The sequence below is a fragment of the Pseudomonas sp. SAS7 genome (assembly GCF_052112345.1).
GTDB lineage: Bacteria > Pseudomonadota > Gammaproteobacteria > Pseudomonadales > Pseudomonadaceae > Aquipseudomonas > Aquipseudomonas putida_Q.
On record NZ_JBEGGO010000012.1, the window covers coordinates 125,751 to 138,837 of the forward strand.

The following is a 13,087-nucleotide window of genomic DNA, read 5'->3' on the forward strand; positions in this document are numbered from 1 at the left end:
GACGCTCCTTATACCCCGCCGAGAATCAGGCCGCTGGTGGGCACGCCGGTTCCGGCGGTCACCAACACGTTTTCGACACTGTCCACCTGGTTGGCCGCCGTACCCCGAACCTGCCGCACGGCTTCGGCGATGCCGTTCATGCCGTGGATGTAGGCTTCGCCCAACTGCCCGCCGTGGGTATTGATTGGCAGTTTGCCGCCACGGGCGTGGTGCCCGGCACGGATGAATTCCTTGGCCTCACCGCGCCTTGCAAAGCCGAATTCTTCCAGTTGCGGCAGTACGAATGGCGTGAAGTGGTCGTAGATCACGGCAGTCTGCAACGCCTCCGGGCCCAGGCCCGACTGGCTGTAAAGCTCTTTGGCGACCACACCCATTTCCGGCAGCCCGGTAATGTCGTCGCGGTAGTAGGAGGTCATCACTTGTTGCCCGGCGCTGATGCCCTGGGAGCCGGCCTTGATGATCACAGGCTTTTGCTTGAGGTCTCTGGCCCGCTCGGCCGAGGTGATCACCATGGCCACCGCGCCATCGGACTCCTGGCAACAGTCCAGCAGGTGCAACGGCTCGCAGATCCAGCGCGAGGCCTGGTGTTCTTCAAGGGTGATGGGCTTGCCGTAGAAAAATGCCTGGGGGTTGGTGGCGGCAAAATCGCGCACTGCCACCGCCACCCGGCCAAAGTCCTCGGAGGTAGCACCGTAGGTGTGCATGTAGCGCTGGGCAAACATGCCGACCCAGGCCGCCGGGGTGTGAAAGCCGTGCGGCATGTACCAGCCGTAGTTCACGTTCTCGAAGGTCGGCGTCGAGGCAAAGCCATAGCTGCCGGTACCGAAGCGGTACCAGGAGCGTTCGTTCATCGCCCGATAGACCACCACCACCTTGGCCACCCCGGTGGCCACCGCCATCGCCGCATGCATCACCGGCCCGCAGGCGGCGCCGCCACCGTGGGGCACCTGGGAGAAGAACTTGACGTCTTTGCAGCCCAGCAGGCGGGCAATTTCGTACTCCGGTACCTTATCGACCGAATAGGAACTGAAACCCTCGACTTCGCCAGGGTCAATTCCGGCGTCCTCGAGCGCTGCCAGGGTCGCTTCCATGGCCAGGCGCAGTTCGGTGCGCCCGGAATTCTTGGAAAACTCGGTCGCGCCTAGCCCTGCAATGGCGGCGCGCCCGGAAATCGACGAATTCGTCATCTGTGATGTCTCCCGCGGATCAAGGCAGAACCAGCGCGACCGTGCCGGTCACGTGATTGCCCATGGAGTTTTTGCCCTTGAGGGTCACTTCCAGGCTGCGCGTAGCGGCATCCTGATGGGTCACTTCGCCGCTGAAGGTCATGCTGTCGCCGGGGTAGTTCGGCGCGCCCAGTTTGATTTTCAGCGTACGGAACTGCACCTGCGGGCCGCTCCACTGTTCGATGAAGCGTTGCACCAGGCCGTTGGTAGTCAGGATGTTCATGAAGATATGGGGCGAACCCAGCTCGCGCGCCGCGTCCAGGTCATGGTGACCGGGAAAGTAGTCGCGTGTGGCTATCGCCCCACCGGCAATCAGGCCAACCGTGATCGGGATCGTCAGCTCGGGCAGTTGCTCGCCAGGGCGCACGTCTTCAAAGCGCTTGGTGTTCATCGAGGTCATATTTCCATCCCAAGGTAGTGTTATCGCTCAACCAGTCGCCCAGACGCTCCAGGATCATCGACGACCCTCCCAATGCGCTGCTCAGGGCGCGGCTCCAATAGAGAAAGCGATGGATCGGGTACGTCAGGTCGACGCCGATGCCGCCATGCACATGCTGTGCGGTGTGGCCGATGCGGTGCCCGGCTTCGCACGCCAGGTACGCGGTGGCCAAGGCTTGCGAAGGGGCCGGCAGACCGGCGTCGAGGCGGTAGCACAATTGCCACAGGGCACTGCGCAACACCTCCAGGTGCACATGGGTGTCGGCCATGCTCATTTGCACGGCCTGGAAACTGCCGATGCAGCGGCCGAACTGTTGACGCTCACTGACGTAGGCCACGGTGCGGTGCACCTGCTCGCCGCTGACGCCCAACTGCAAGGCCGCCAGGGAGGCGATTGCACGCGGTGCCAGCCAGTCCAGGGCGGCGGCCGGCAGCACTTGCTGATTGCTCAGGGTGACGCCGCGCAAGTCCAGGTCGGCTATGGCTTCGCCGTGGGTCATGACGCCCGCTACACGGCTGATGCCCGACTGGCTGAGGTCTATCAGGACCAGCCGGGGCTGTCCCATCACCCGGGCCAGTACCAGCGCTGCCACCGACTGCTCGGCCAAGGCGAGTGCCGCAACCCGGCCATCGAGGCGCCACCCGCCCTCTTCGGCTCTGGCCTCGAGCTCGATGCCGCGCACCGTGTTCAGGCCATCGAGGCTCAGGGTCAGCAAGCCTGAGCCCGCCACAGCCTGTTCCACCCACGGTGCCAGGGCCTTGTCGCCGAACTCGGCGAGGGTGGTCGCGGCCAATTGATGACGCCACAACGGCACCTGCGCCAGGGCACCGCCCTGGGCATCGAGGATCTGCACCAGCTCGGTCATGCCCAGCCCGCTGCCACCAGCAGCTTCGGGGATAGCCAGGGCATGCAGGCCGGTTTGTACGCAGCTGTGCCACAGGTCTTGCATATAGGCTTGCCCGCAGAGGTCCCAGTCACGCAGGCGCTCGTCGGTGCAGTAGTCGCTCATCAGGCTGCCCGCCATTTCGGCAATGGCACGCTGCTCTTCGCTGAGTTCAAAATCCATGGTGCCCCCTACTGTGCCGATGGACGGAACATCGGCAGCGCCAGGTCGTCATCGAAGGTCTGGAACTCGACCTCCACACGCTGGCCAATGCTGATGTCTTCACGTTTGACGCCAACCAGGCCGGCGATCAGGCGTACGCCCTCGTCCAGTTCGATCAGACCGATCGGGTTGGGGTGATCGAACGGTGCCACCTGCGGGTAGTGCATCACCACGAAGGAGTACAACCGGCCCTTGCCGCTGGCCTGCTGGGTATCCCAGTCGAAGCAATGGCACTCGATGCACACCGGTGCCGGCGGATGGCGCAAGGTGCTGCACTGCGTACAGCGCTGGATCAACAGCTTGCCTTCCTTGCAGCCGTCCCAGAAAAATCGTGTGTCGTCGCTGACACCGGGCGCCGGACGCTTCGCCTGCGCCGGCTCGGCCACGGCCTGGGGCTGCGCCTGGACCTTGTGCGCGTTGGCCGGGCGGAACTTGAACACCCGGAACAACAGCTCGCCGACTTTTTCGTCGCCCGTGGCCTGCTGCGAGAAGTAGCTCATGACCAGGGTGACAAAAAAGCCAGTGCCAAGGCCGGTGGTCTTTTCCTCGCCGACCGAGTCCAGGCGCGTGGTGTAGTAGAGCTTTTCGCCCAGGCGCAGGTTGCGCTCGAAGGTCAGCTCAGAGTTCACTGCCACCACCGACGGGTAGCCATAGCTTTCGATCACACCGAGCACTTCATAGGGGTTTTCGGTGGTCGAGCCTGGTGCGTAGTTATTGATGTGAAAGCCTTCCATGCACCAGATCTGCAGCATGGGTGGCGGCGCAATGATGCCGTCATTGCTGCTGTTGGCAGCTGCCACAGGGTCGGTGTAGAGCGGGTTTTCAAGGCCGATGACTTCGCACCACTGGCGAATCATTGGCGCATTGACGTCGTCCCAGGCGTTTACACGGCCGTATTGGCGCCCAACCAGGGCGCGCACTTTGGATAGCAATTCTGGATCAGCCAAGTTCGTCTCCTGCGTGTTCAAAGCGGCGCCCGCAACGCAACGCCGACGTGGGTCGATCAGTGCGGGGTAGCCTGCGCCGCACCGAGATAAGCCGGGCGTTCACCACCGCCATGCAGCAACAGGTTGCAACCGCTGGCGTAAGTGGCCAGCGGTGAAGCGATATAGAGGCAGGCGTTGCCGATGTCCTCAGGCACCGCCATGCGCCCGGCCGGGATACCGGCGCTGACTGCAGCGATACCTTGCTCGTCGCCATAGTGCAGATGGGCAAGCTCGGTGCGCACCAGGCCTGGGCTTATCGCCACCACCCGCACCTTTGGCGCCCACTCCGCTGCCAGCGACTGCACCAGGGCCAACACCCCGGCCTTGGCTGCGCCGTACGCTGCTGTGCCTGGCGAGGCACGCAGGCCGCTGATGCTGCCAATAAACACGATGCAACCGCCGTCGGCCTGGGCCTGCATCAGCAGGTTGGCTTGCTGGGCGACATTGAGCGGTGCGATCAGGTTGAGGCGGATAATGCCCTCATGAAAACGCGGCGAGGCGCTAGCGGCGTCGGCCGAGGGGCTGCCGCCGGCGTTGTTGACCAGCACATCGAGGCGGCCGTAGTTGCTGCGGATGCTGTCAAACAGGCCTTGCAAGGAGGCCTGGTCGCGCACATCGGCGGCGATGAAGTCCGCCTGGCCCTGAGCCACGCGCGGCAATTGCTCGGGCAGGTTGCGCCCACACACGATCACCTTGGCCCCGGCAGCCAGAAAGCTGCGGGCAATGCCAGCGCCAATGCCTTTGGTACCGCCGGTGACCAGTACCACCTTGCCGTTGTAATCCAGCCCCGAGTGACCACTCATGGCACGCTCCTCATGCTTGTGTTGAGGGCCACTCTAGGGGCAAAACTGCTCGGCCACGTCGTCTGAACGGACGATGAAGCGTGGCGTGGCGCTGGCAACAATCCGCGCAATGGCGCCCGCTCTGCGGTGCCTACTGCCAGAGGTTGATCATGTCCGATTCACTTACCGCGCCGGTGCTGCTGGAGTACCCGGCCCCAGGTGTTGCCCTGGTGCGGCTCAACCGCCCGCACGCCACCAATGCCCTGAGCCTGGAGCTGCAGGCGCTGCTGTCGCACCATTTCATTGAGCTGGGGAGCAATGCTGATGTGCGCTGCATTCTGCTGACCGGCGGCGACAAGGTGTTCGCCGCCGGGGGCGATATCAACAGCCTGGCCGGTGTGGGTCCCATTGATATCTATCAGCGCCACACCGAGCGGGTCTGGGCGCCGATCCAGCACTGCCCCAAACCTGTGATCGCGGCGGTATGCGGTTACGCCTATGGCGGTGGCTGCGAGCTGGCGATGCTCGCCGATATCATTGTTGCCGGGCAAAGTGCACGCTTCTGCCAGCCGGAGATCAAGATCGGGATCATGCCCGGGATTGGCGGCACCCAGCGTTTGGTGAGGGCGGTCGGCAAGGCCAAGGCGATGCGGATGGCGCTGACTGGTCAGCCGATCACGGCTGAGGAGGCCTGGATTGCGGGGCTGGTCAGTGAGGTGGTGGCCGATGATCAGGTGCTCGCGCACGGCTTGAAGTTGGCGCAGGTGGTTGCGGCAATGCCGCCGTTGGCTGCCGAGCAGATCAAAGAGGTGATTCTTGCGGGGATGGATGCGCCGCTGGAAGCGGGTTTGGCGCTGGAGCGCAAGGCCAATGCCTTGTTGTTTGCCTCACGTGACCAGAAGGAAGGCATGCAGGCGTTTATTGATAAGCGGCCCGCCCGGTTTGAAGGCCATTGATCGAGCTGCCGGTCCAGCGCCAATGAACGCTCCAGGGGCCCTACGCTGAACTTCGGGCCCCCTCGCTGCTGCGGTGCTACACGATATCACTGCAGTTCAATGAGGGCCTCATCCCGAGGCCCGCCCGCCCTCAGCCTGCAGAACCGCCTCACGCAGCTCAGGTTTGACCACCTTGTTCGAGGCATTCACCGGCAATGATTCGAAGAACCGAACCTGTCGCGGCACCTTGTAGTTGGCCATCCGCTCCCTGGCCCAGGCGATCAGAGACGGCCCATCCAGCTGCTGGCCTGCACGCAATACCACGCAGGCACACCCCACCTCCCCCATGCGCTCATCTGCAACCCCGATCACCGCTACCTGCGCGATGGCCGGATGCTGAATCAAACCAGCCTCTATCTCTGCCGGATAGCAGTTGAAGCCACCGACAATGAACATATCCTTGAGGCGGTCGGTAATTTGCAGGTTGCCATGCACATCCAGATTGCCGATATCGCCCGTGTGGAGCCAACCCTCGGCATCAATGGCTTGCGCGGTCGCTTGCGGGTCATTGAAATAACCCCGCATCACATGAAAACCGCGCAGGCAGATTTCCCCCGACACGCCCGTGGCGACCGGTTGGTTATCCGCCGAACGGATGCACACTTCAGTGCCTTCGATGGCCCGGCCACTGGTGCCGGCAACAATGTCGGCGGGGTCATCCGGGTTGCAGATGGTCGCCAGGCCCCCACACTCAGTCAGCCCATAGGCGGTGGTCACCACATCTACCCCGAGCTCCCGCCGCATGCGCTCGATCAGCACCGGCGGGATCGTCGATGAACCGGTCACAGCGATGCGCAAGCTCGACAGATCAGTCTGGGCCAGGTGCGGGTGGGCCAGCATCGACAAGTACAGCGTGGGCGGCCCTGGCAGCACGCTGATGCGCTCGGCGGCGATGCGCTGGAACACCGCTTCGGCATCGAACACCGCATGCGGCAGGATAGTCGCGCCAGCCAGCAGGCACGTCAGCCATCCGGCCTTGTAGCCAAAGGCATGAAAAAACGGGTTGATGATCAGGTAACGGTCACCCGGCTGCAGGCCAATGACCCGCACATATTCGTTGTACGCCCGCAGGTTCTGCCCATGGGCACTCATCACACCCTTGGGTTTGCCGGTGGTGCCGGAGGTGAACAGCAAGTCGGACAAATCCCGCGGCCCCACCGCCACCGCACGCTGGCGGGCTTGCAGCTCACTGACAGACTCGCCCCTGGCGAGAAAACCGGCCCAATCCAGGTCGCTGGCCAACTGCGGCGGCTGTGTACCGAACACCACCAGCTGTTCCAGGCTGGCCGGACGTAGCGGCGCCAGCATGGCCGGGTAGTCCAGCCCCAGAAATACCCCTTGGGTCAACAGCACCCGCGCCTGGCTGCGCGCCAGGATATCGGCCGCCTCGGCGCCTTTCATGCGGGTATTGATCGGTACCAGCACAGCCCCCGCGCAATGCACGCCCAAGGCGGCGATCACCCAGTCGCGGCAATTGGGTGCCCAGATCGCCACGCGGTCGCCCGCCTCGATCCCCAGTGCCATCAGGCTGCGGCAGACACCCAGTGCCAACCCCGGCAAATCCCGGTAATCGGTGACAATGCCGTCTTCCTCGATCGCTGCCCGACCGGCAAAGCGTTCGGCACTGGCGAACAACAAGGCAGGAATCGACAAAGGCAACAAGTTCCAGGCATGCACGCTGCCCGGTAATGCTGAACATGCAGTCATAGTGACAAACTCGCCATCGGGTTATTCGGGAAAGAGCACCCGCAGGTGCTCGCTGCGGGCCAGCGACTGGCAAGCCAGCGTCCAGCCCTGGTCTATCTCCTGCTGGTCAAGGGCATCGTTGCGCAACATCTGCACCTCACCCCGTTCGACCGTGCACATGCAGGTGGCACAGGAGCCGACCAGACAAGAACTTGGCGGGCTCAGGCCGGCCCGGCGCATGGCGTTGAGCAGGGTTTCACCTTCGGCGCAGGGCACCTCGAACTCTTCACCATCCAGGCGCACCGAGAGCTGGCTGCTCGGGCGGCGGGTATCGACAGCTGCCGGCACTGCGACCTCGCCCTCTTCGGGCAGCGAGACAAAGCGCTCGACATGGACCTGCGCACTCGGCATGCCTAACGTCTGCAAGGCAGCGACGGCAGCATCCATGAACGGTCCGGGGCCGCAGATGAACGCCTCGGCACTCGCGAACGGGCGCGCCAGTTCGGCCAACTGGCTCACCGACGCAATGCCCTGCACCGAGTCGAGCCAGTGGATCACTTGCAGGCGCTGTGGGTGCGCGCTGGCCAGGGCCTTGAGCGACTCACGGAAAATCACCGATGCTTCGTCGCGGTTGGCGTAGATCAGCAGAATGCGCCCAGTGCCCGCCAACAGCGCCGAGCGCAGGATGGACAGCACCGGGGTTATGCCACTGCCGCCGCCGAACAGCAGCAGGTCGGTGTCCAGCTGGCGCGGCACAAACACCCCGGCCGGCGCCAGCACCTGCAAGGTATCGCCCGCCTGCACCGCGTCACAGAGCCAGTTCGAGGCGCGCCCGTCGCGCACCCGCTTGATCGTGACCCGCAATGGCTCGTCGAGCAGCGGCGTGCTCGACAGAGAGTAACAACGCGGCAACCACCCCCCCTGGTGAGGCACTCGCAGGGTCAGAAACTGCCCAGGTCGATAGCGCAAGCGCTCGGCAAGCGCTTCTGGCAGCTCAAACTCCAGGGAGCGGCTGTCGGCGGTCTCTTCAATCACGCGGGTTACACGTACTGACAGGTAATCCAGGCTCATATCAATTGCTCGCTGGGTTCGATTTCGACGTCAGCCGTGGCCGCGGTCAACGACCTTCCGGCACGTCGCCCGGAAAACACACAATCGGCCAGCGACAGGCCGCTGACGTACAAGTGGCAAGGAATGCCGATGGCGGTACGGCCGGCGGCGTACAAACCGGGTACCGGCAGGCCTTGAGGGCCCAGCACCGCGCCGCTGTCTTCATTGACCTTAAGGCCGCCCAGAGTCAACGCCCCGAGGGGGAACAGCGGGTTGCTGACAGAAATGTCACAGGCATAGTAAGGGCCCTGATCGAGTACCTGACGGCTGCTTTGCGACTTGCCGAAGGCATCCTCGGCGTCCCCCCGGGCGGCTGCGTTGTAGGCGTGCAATGCACTGCGCAATACATCAGCACGCATGCCCGTGGCCTGGGCCAACTGCTCGATGCTCTGGCCCTTGCGCACACCGCGCAGCATCAGCAGCAATGCCGGCAAGCTCTGGAACCACCAGTAACCGTCGAACAGCGCTTGCTTGATCGACTGCTTGCGCAGGCGTGCGTCCAGCACCAGCCAGGCCTTGCCGCCCTGCTCTTCACACAGGGGCTGGCCCAAGGTGGCGCCGTAGACTTCTTCGTTGACGAAGCGCTGCCCGAGGGTGTTGACCACAATGCCCTTGGGCCAGCACAACGGTGGGTTGATAAACCGCCAGGCCGACACCCGATGCAATCGGTCGCTGACCCCACCGACACTCACGCCCAGGCGTACGCCACTACCATCGCAGCCGGTCGCGCCGACTTTGAAGTTGCGGCGAAACTTGGGGGCATGCTCGCTGACCATTTCGCGGTTGAAGATGAAGCCACCGGTGCTCAACACCACCCCTCGCCTGGCGCGTACCAGCCGCGGCCGGGCAAAGTCGACTTCCAGCTGGCGCACGCGTTTGCGCAAGGTATCGCAGTAGCGTGGGGCAAAGTTCTGCAGCCGTTCGGCACGCGCAGCCAATTTGGCATGCAACCGCGCCTGGGCACTACCGGCCGGCAGGCACCACAGTTCCACGCCGACGACCCTGCCGGTGTGATCGCTCACCAGACGCCGCGCAGCGGACTGCACTTGCGGGCGCACACCGTTGCGCAGGCAAGCAGCCTTGAGGTGCGCGTACAGCACCGCGCCACATTGGCCCTTGCCTACCGTGCGATGGCCACGCGGGGCCGGCGGCAACTCGCTACGGTGCGACGGCACCAGCTCATTGCCGGAGTAATACAGAAACTGGCCGTCGGCTGGATACGAGGTTTTGCCGCCGGGCGGCATACTGTGGGCATAAGGCACGCCATGGCCCTCGAGCCAGGCCAGGTTGGTGGCACTGTCCTGGCAAAAACGCAGCAAGGTGGCATCGGCGACCACACCTTGGGTTTCGTGCTTGAGGTAGGCGAACATCGCCTCGGGCGTGTCGCTAAAGCCTGCGGCCTGCTGCTGGCGAGTGCCACCGCCGGCATACAGTACGCCACCGCTCTTGGCACTGGCACCGCCACCGGTGAAACGGTCGGCGACCAGCACGTCAGCACCCTGGGCGCGTGCCTCAAGGGCAGCGCAGGCGCCGGCCGCCCCCCAGCCGATCACCAGCACATCACAGTGGTCATCCCAGCGCATGGCGTCGGCATCGGCCACCTGCAACGCCGGCTGGATATCGGTACATGTCGATTTGACAGCGGCTGGCATGGCAACTCCTCAACGGTTGGCAGCAATGTGATGCGCTGCGATATAGCCGAACGTCATGGCCGGCCCCAGGGTGCCGCCCGCACCGGGATAGCTGGTGCCCATGACCGACGCCGAGCAGTTGCCAATGGCATACAGGCCAGGAATAACCTCGCCGTCCTGGCTCACAACCTGGGCGTGTTCGTTGGTCAATAGCCCACCTTTGGTGCCGATATCGCCGGCGTCCAGGCGCATCGCGTAGTACGGCCCCTTGCTCAGGGGCGCCAGGCACGGGTTGGGTTTGACGTTGCTGTCGCCGTAGTAACGGTCGAAAACGTTGCCGCCACGGCCGAAGTCGGCATCGACGCCGCTGCGGGCGTAGGCGTTCATCTTCTGCACGGTCTGCTCGAGCCCTGCGCGGTCGACGCCAATCTGCGCCGCCAGCGCCGCCAGGCTGTCAGCCTTGAAATACAAGGTATTGAGCCATTCCTTGCGCAGTCGGCTGTCGGGCATGACCTGGGCCGGCATCAACGGCCCCATGGCGTAGTTGAAGCGAAAATGGCCATCGAAGATCACCCAGGATGGGATCGACTTGCCGCCGGTGTGCTGGTTATCGCGGTACATGGCGTCGACAAATTCCAGGTACGGCGCAGCCTCATTGACAAAGCGCCGGCCCAGGCTGTTGACCACGATGGCACCAGGGAACGCCCGCTCGGCAAATACCCCACGGGGTTTGTCTTCGCCGGGCACGGTAATGGTCGGCGCCCACCAGGCCCAATCCATCAGGGCGGTCGCCGCACCCAGTTCGATACCGGCTTGCAACGCAGCACCGGTGTTATTGCCCGGTGGCGTGGCGCTCCAGTCACGCAGGGTCGGCTGCGGTAGATAGCGCTCGCGCAACGCCTGGTTCTGTTCAAACCCCCCGGAGCCGAAGATCACCGCATGGCGGGCATGCAGCTGCAGCGTCTGCCCGTCACGACAAACCTGCATGCCAATGACCCGGCCGTTGTCGGTGATCAGATTCTGGAAGTCGGTGTTCAACCACAGTGGGATGTTGCGGTCCATCAGCGAACGGCGCAACGAGGCGACCAGCGCACTGCCCAAGGCGGCGCGGCGGTCGCGCCGGCTCTTGCGGCGCCATTTGAAGTCGAGCTTGTAGCGCAGCATCAGGCCGAGAATCAGCAGGCGCCAGCCAAAGGAGCGCGACATGGCCTTGTGCGCATGCCGTGCGGTCCAGGCGATGCGCCCCATCAGCAGGGTCGAGGGTGACGGTGTGCGCAGGTTGGCCAGTTCATCACCGAGCAGGCTGGTATCGAACAGTTCCGGGTCGAGGGTGCGCCCACCCGCCAGCGAGCCTGGTAGTTGCGGGTAGTAGTCGGGGTACTTCGCCGCCACGGCGTAGCGCACATGGCTGTTGTCCACCAGGGCCCGGATCATCTGCGGCGCGTGCTTGACGTAGGCACGCAAGCGCTTGTCATCGCCATGCTCACCAGTGGCAGCTTTGAGGTACTGCAGGGCCAGCTCCACACTGTCGCCACCGCCTTTGGCGGCAAAGTAGTGGTTATTGGGAATCCAGATGCCGCCGCCGGAGATCGCCGACGTACCGCCGAACTTGTCGCTTTTCTCGACAACCAGTACCGATAGACCCTGCTCGGCAGCAAACAGCGCCGAGGTCATCGCACCGGCGCCGGAGCCGACGACGATCACGTCGTAGTGTGAAACAGGCTGAGCTTTAGCTGTCATTGTTGTTGTGCCTTGGCTGTGATCGGAAATATCCCGGCGTGCCGGCCAGGGGTGCGCATACCCGGGCCTGCAGCCAGGCCCGGGCACGGCTCATACGTAAGGATCAGGGTTGGGCAGGCCCAGTTGCACGGCGCCAAGGCTGCGGCTGAAGGCCATGTAGTTGTTGGCGATATGCCCACGTGCCTGGTGCAGGTCGCGGAACAGGCGCGCCACTGGGTTGGTGTTGTACAGCCCGGAAGCGGCCATGCAGCGCAGCAGTTCGTTGACCTTCTCGGCGCAGATATTGGTCACATAGGAGGATTGGTAGCGGTACAGCAGGCGGGTTTCCACGTCTGGGTACTCACCCGCTTCAGCCAGCGCCATCAGGTGCGCGTAGTTGCGCTCCAGCACCAGCCTCAGGCTGTCGACGATGATCGTCGCCTCGGCAACGGTGGTTTGCGCCACCGGGTCATCGGCGGTTTTCATGCCGTGCTTGCCGATGTGCGCAGCCGCATTGGCGCGAAATTCGTTGATCGCCCCCTGCAAGGCACCGATGGCCGATGACGACACCGCGCGCGTGAACACCTGGGCGAAAGGAATGGCATAAATCGGATTGGTGTTCACCAGGCGTCCTGGCGTCGCTTCCAGCGTGCAGTTATTGGTGCGCTGCACGCGGTGTGCCGGCACGAAGGCATCTTCGACCACAATGTCGTGGCTGCCGGTGCCGCGCAGGCCCAGCACGTCCCAGTTGTGCTCGATGCGGTAGTCGCTGCGCGGGATCAGGAAGGTGCCGTGCTCCGCCGGCTGCTCGCCATCGGCGGGCAGCACCCCACCAAGGAAGCACCATTGGCAGTGTTCGCTGCCGCTGGAAAAGCCCCAGCGACCACTGATGCGATAACCGCCTTCAACCACGGTTACCTTGGCCACGGGCATGTAGGTGGACGAGATCAGGGTGGTATGGTCCTGGCCCCATACATCGCGCTGGGCCTCGATCGGGTAACGCGCCAGCTGCCAGGGGTGTACGCCCATCACGCCATAAATCCACGCTGTGGACATGCAGCCCTCGGCGAGGATCATCTGGATTTCGAAAAATGTCCGCGGATCGACCTCGTAGCCGCCAAACGCACGTGGTTGCAAGGCCCGCAACAAGCCGGCCTGTTGCAATTCGAAGATGGTTTCGTCAGGTACCCGGAACTCGCGGTCAGCGCGCGCGGTGCGGCTTTTGAGCGCCGGCACCAGGCGCCGGGCGTGTTCAAGCAGTTCGATTTCTTCCGGCGTTTTTACTCGCATGCTGTCCATCCGTTCGTTCTCCCAATCTCGTTGCGCGGTTGCGCGAGTCTTGGTTGATGATCGAATGCAGCAGGCGAATATTCATCGTCAAAGCGGACTAGAGAAACGCGGTACGGCG

Annotated in this window: 11 protein-coding genes; 1 reads left to right on the plus strand and 10 read right to left on the minus strand. The window is 63.8% G+C overall.

The window, feature by feature from the left end; translation table 11 throughout:
• Positions 1 to 8: 8 nt before the first annotated feature.
• From ABI582_RS19800 to ABI582_RS19820, 5 genes are read right to left on the minus strand one after another with little or no spacing between them, the layout of a single operon-like run.
• Positions 9 to 1,187: a lipid-transfer protein gene (locus ABI582_RS19800; RefSeq protein WP_442120038.1), complete on the minus strand. Its 1,179-nt coding sequence runs from the start codon at positions 1,185 to 1,187 to the stop codon at positions 9 to 11.
• 19 nt (positions 1,188 to 1,206) lie between these two features.
• On the minus strand, positions 1,207 to 1,626 hold the full coding sequence (locus ABI582_RS19805) for a MaoC family dehydratase (protein WP_016499783.1): 420 nt from the start codon (positions 1,624 to 1,626) through the stop codon (positions 1,207 to 1,209).
• Positions 1,598 to 2,731, minus strand: coding sequence for an acyl-CoA dehydrogenase family protein (locus ABI582_RS19810; RefSeq protein ID WP_442120039.1), 1,134 nt, complete (start codon positions 2,729 to 2,731; stop codon positions 1,598 to 1,600). Before ABI582_RS19810 ends, ABI582_RS19805 begins: the two co-directional genes overlap by 29 nt.
• Positions 2,732 to 2,739: 8 nt before the next feature.
• Positions 2,740 to 3,717 carry a bifunctional MaoC family dehydratase N-terminal/OB-fold nucleic acid binding domain-containing protein gene (locus ABI582_RS19815; protein WP_442120040.1) on the minus strand — a complete coding sequence of 326 codons (978 nt, stop codon included), beginning with the start codon at positions 3,715 to 3,717 and terminating at the stop codon, positions 2,740 to 2,742.
• A 56-nt stretch (positions 3,718 to 3,773) separates the two neighbouring features.
• Positions 3,774 to 4,559: an SDR family oxidoreductase gene (locus ABI582_RS19820; protein ID WP_442120041.1), complete on the minus strand. Its 786-nt coding sequence runs from the start codon at positions 4,557 to 4,559 to the stop codon at positions 3,774 to 3,776.
• Positions 4,560 to 4,708: 149 nt separating this feature from the next.
• On the opposite strand from ABI582_RS19820, the gene ABI582_RS19825 reads away from it, so the two are divergent.
• Positions 4,709 to 5,494, plus strand: coding sequence for an enoyl-CoA hydratase (locus ABI582_RS19825; RefSeq protein WP_442120080.1), 786 nt, complete (start codon positions 4,709 to 4,711; stop codon positions 5,492 to 5,494).
• A 108-nt stretch (positions 5,495 to 5,602) separates the two neighbouring features.
• On the opposite strand, the gene ABI582_RS19830 is transcribed toward ABI582_RS19825, so the two are convergent.
• The 5 genes from ABI582_RS19830 to ABI582_RS19850 all read right to left on the minus strand — a co-directional run bounded on the left by ABI582_RS19830 (position 5,603) and on the right by ABI582_RS19850 (position 12,978).
• A complete protein-coding gene (locus ABI582_RS19830) occupies positions 5,603 to 7,240 on the minus strand; it encodes a FadD3 family acyl-CoA ligase (RefSeq protein ID WP_442120042.1) in 1,638 nt (545 codons plus the stop codon).
• Between the two features lie 21 nt (positions 7,241 to 7,261).
• A complete protein-coding gene (locus ABI582_RS19835; RefSeq protein ID WP_442120043.1) occupies positions 7,262 to 8,290 on the minus strand; it encodes a 2Fe-2S iron-sulfur cluster-binding protein in 1,029 nt (342 codons plus the stop codon).
• On the minus strand, positions 8,287 to 9,981 hold the full coding sequence (locus ABI582_RS19840; protein ID WP_442120044.1) for an FAD-binding protein: 1,695 nt from the start codon (positions 9,979 to 9,981) through the stop codon (positions 8,287 to 8,289). Before ABI582_RS19840 ends, ABI582_RS19835 begins: the two co-directional genes overlap by 4 nt.
• Before the next feature lie 9 nt (positions 9,982 to 9,990).
• Complete coding sequence (locus ABI582_RS19845; RefSeq protein ID WP_442120045.1) at positions 9,991 to 11,700, minus strand: FAD-dependent oxidoreductase; 1,710 nt, start codon at positions 11,698 to 11,700, stop codon at positions 9,991 to 9,993.
• A 90-nt stretch (positions 11,701 to 11,790) separates the two neighbouring features.
• Positions 11,791 to 12,978, minus strand: a complete 1,188-nt coding sequence (locus ABI582_RS19850; RefSeq protein ID WP_442120046.1) for an acyl-CoA dehydrogenase family protein — start codon at positions 12,976 to 12,978, stop codon at positions 11,791 to 11,793.
• Between the last annotated feature and the right edge of the window lie 109 nt (positions 12,979 to 13,087).

Bases quoted from the DNA above. Each gene is read 5' to 3' on its own strand.
- ABI582_RS19830 (WP_442120042.1), bottom strand. From the start codon at position 7,240: ATGACTGCATGTTCAGCATTACCGGGCAGCGTGCATGCCTGGAACTTG.
- ABI582_RS19810 (WP_442120039.1), bottom strand. From the start codon at position 2,731: ATGGATTTTGAACTCAGCGAAGAGCAGCGTGCCATTGCCGAAATGGCG.
- ABI582_RS19835 (WP_442120043.1), bottom strand. From the start codon at position 8,290: ATGAGCCTGGATTACCTGTCAGTACGTGTAACCCGCGTGATTGAAGAG.
- ABI582_RS19805 (WP_016499783.1), bottom strand. From the start codon at position 1,626: ATGACCTCGATGAACACCAAGCGCTTTGAAGACGTGCGCCCTGGCGAG.
- ABI582_RS19845 (WP_442120045.1), bottom strand. From the start codon at position 11,700: ATGACAGCTAAAGCTCAGCCTGTTTCACACTACGACGTGATCGTCGTC.
- ABI582_RS19825 (WP_442120080.1), top strand. From the start codon at position 4,709: ATGTCCGATTCACTTACCGCGCCGGTGCTGCTGGAGTACCCGGCCCCA.
- ABI582_RS19820 (WP_442120041.1), bottom strand. From the start codon at position 4,559: ATGAGTGGTCACTCGGGGCTGGATTACAACGGCAAGGTGGTACTGGTC.
- ABI582_RS19840 (WP_442120044.1), bottom strand. From the start codon at position 9,981: ATGCCAGCCGCTGTCAAATCGACATGTACCGATATCCAGCCGGCGTTG.
- ABI582_RS19800 (WP_442120038.1), bottom strand. From the start codon at position 1,187: ATGACGAATTCGTCGATTTCCGGGCGCGCCGCCATTGCAGGGCTAGGC.
- ABI582_RS19850 (WP_442120046.1), bottom strand. From the start codon at position 12,978: ATGGACAGCATGCGAGTAAAAACGCCGGAAGAAATCGAACTGCTTGAA.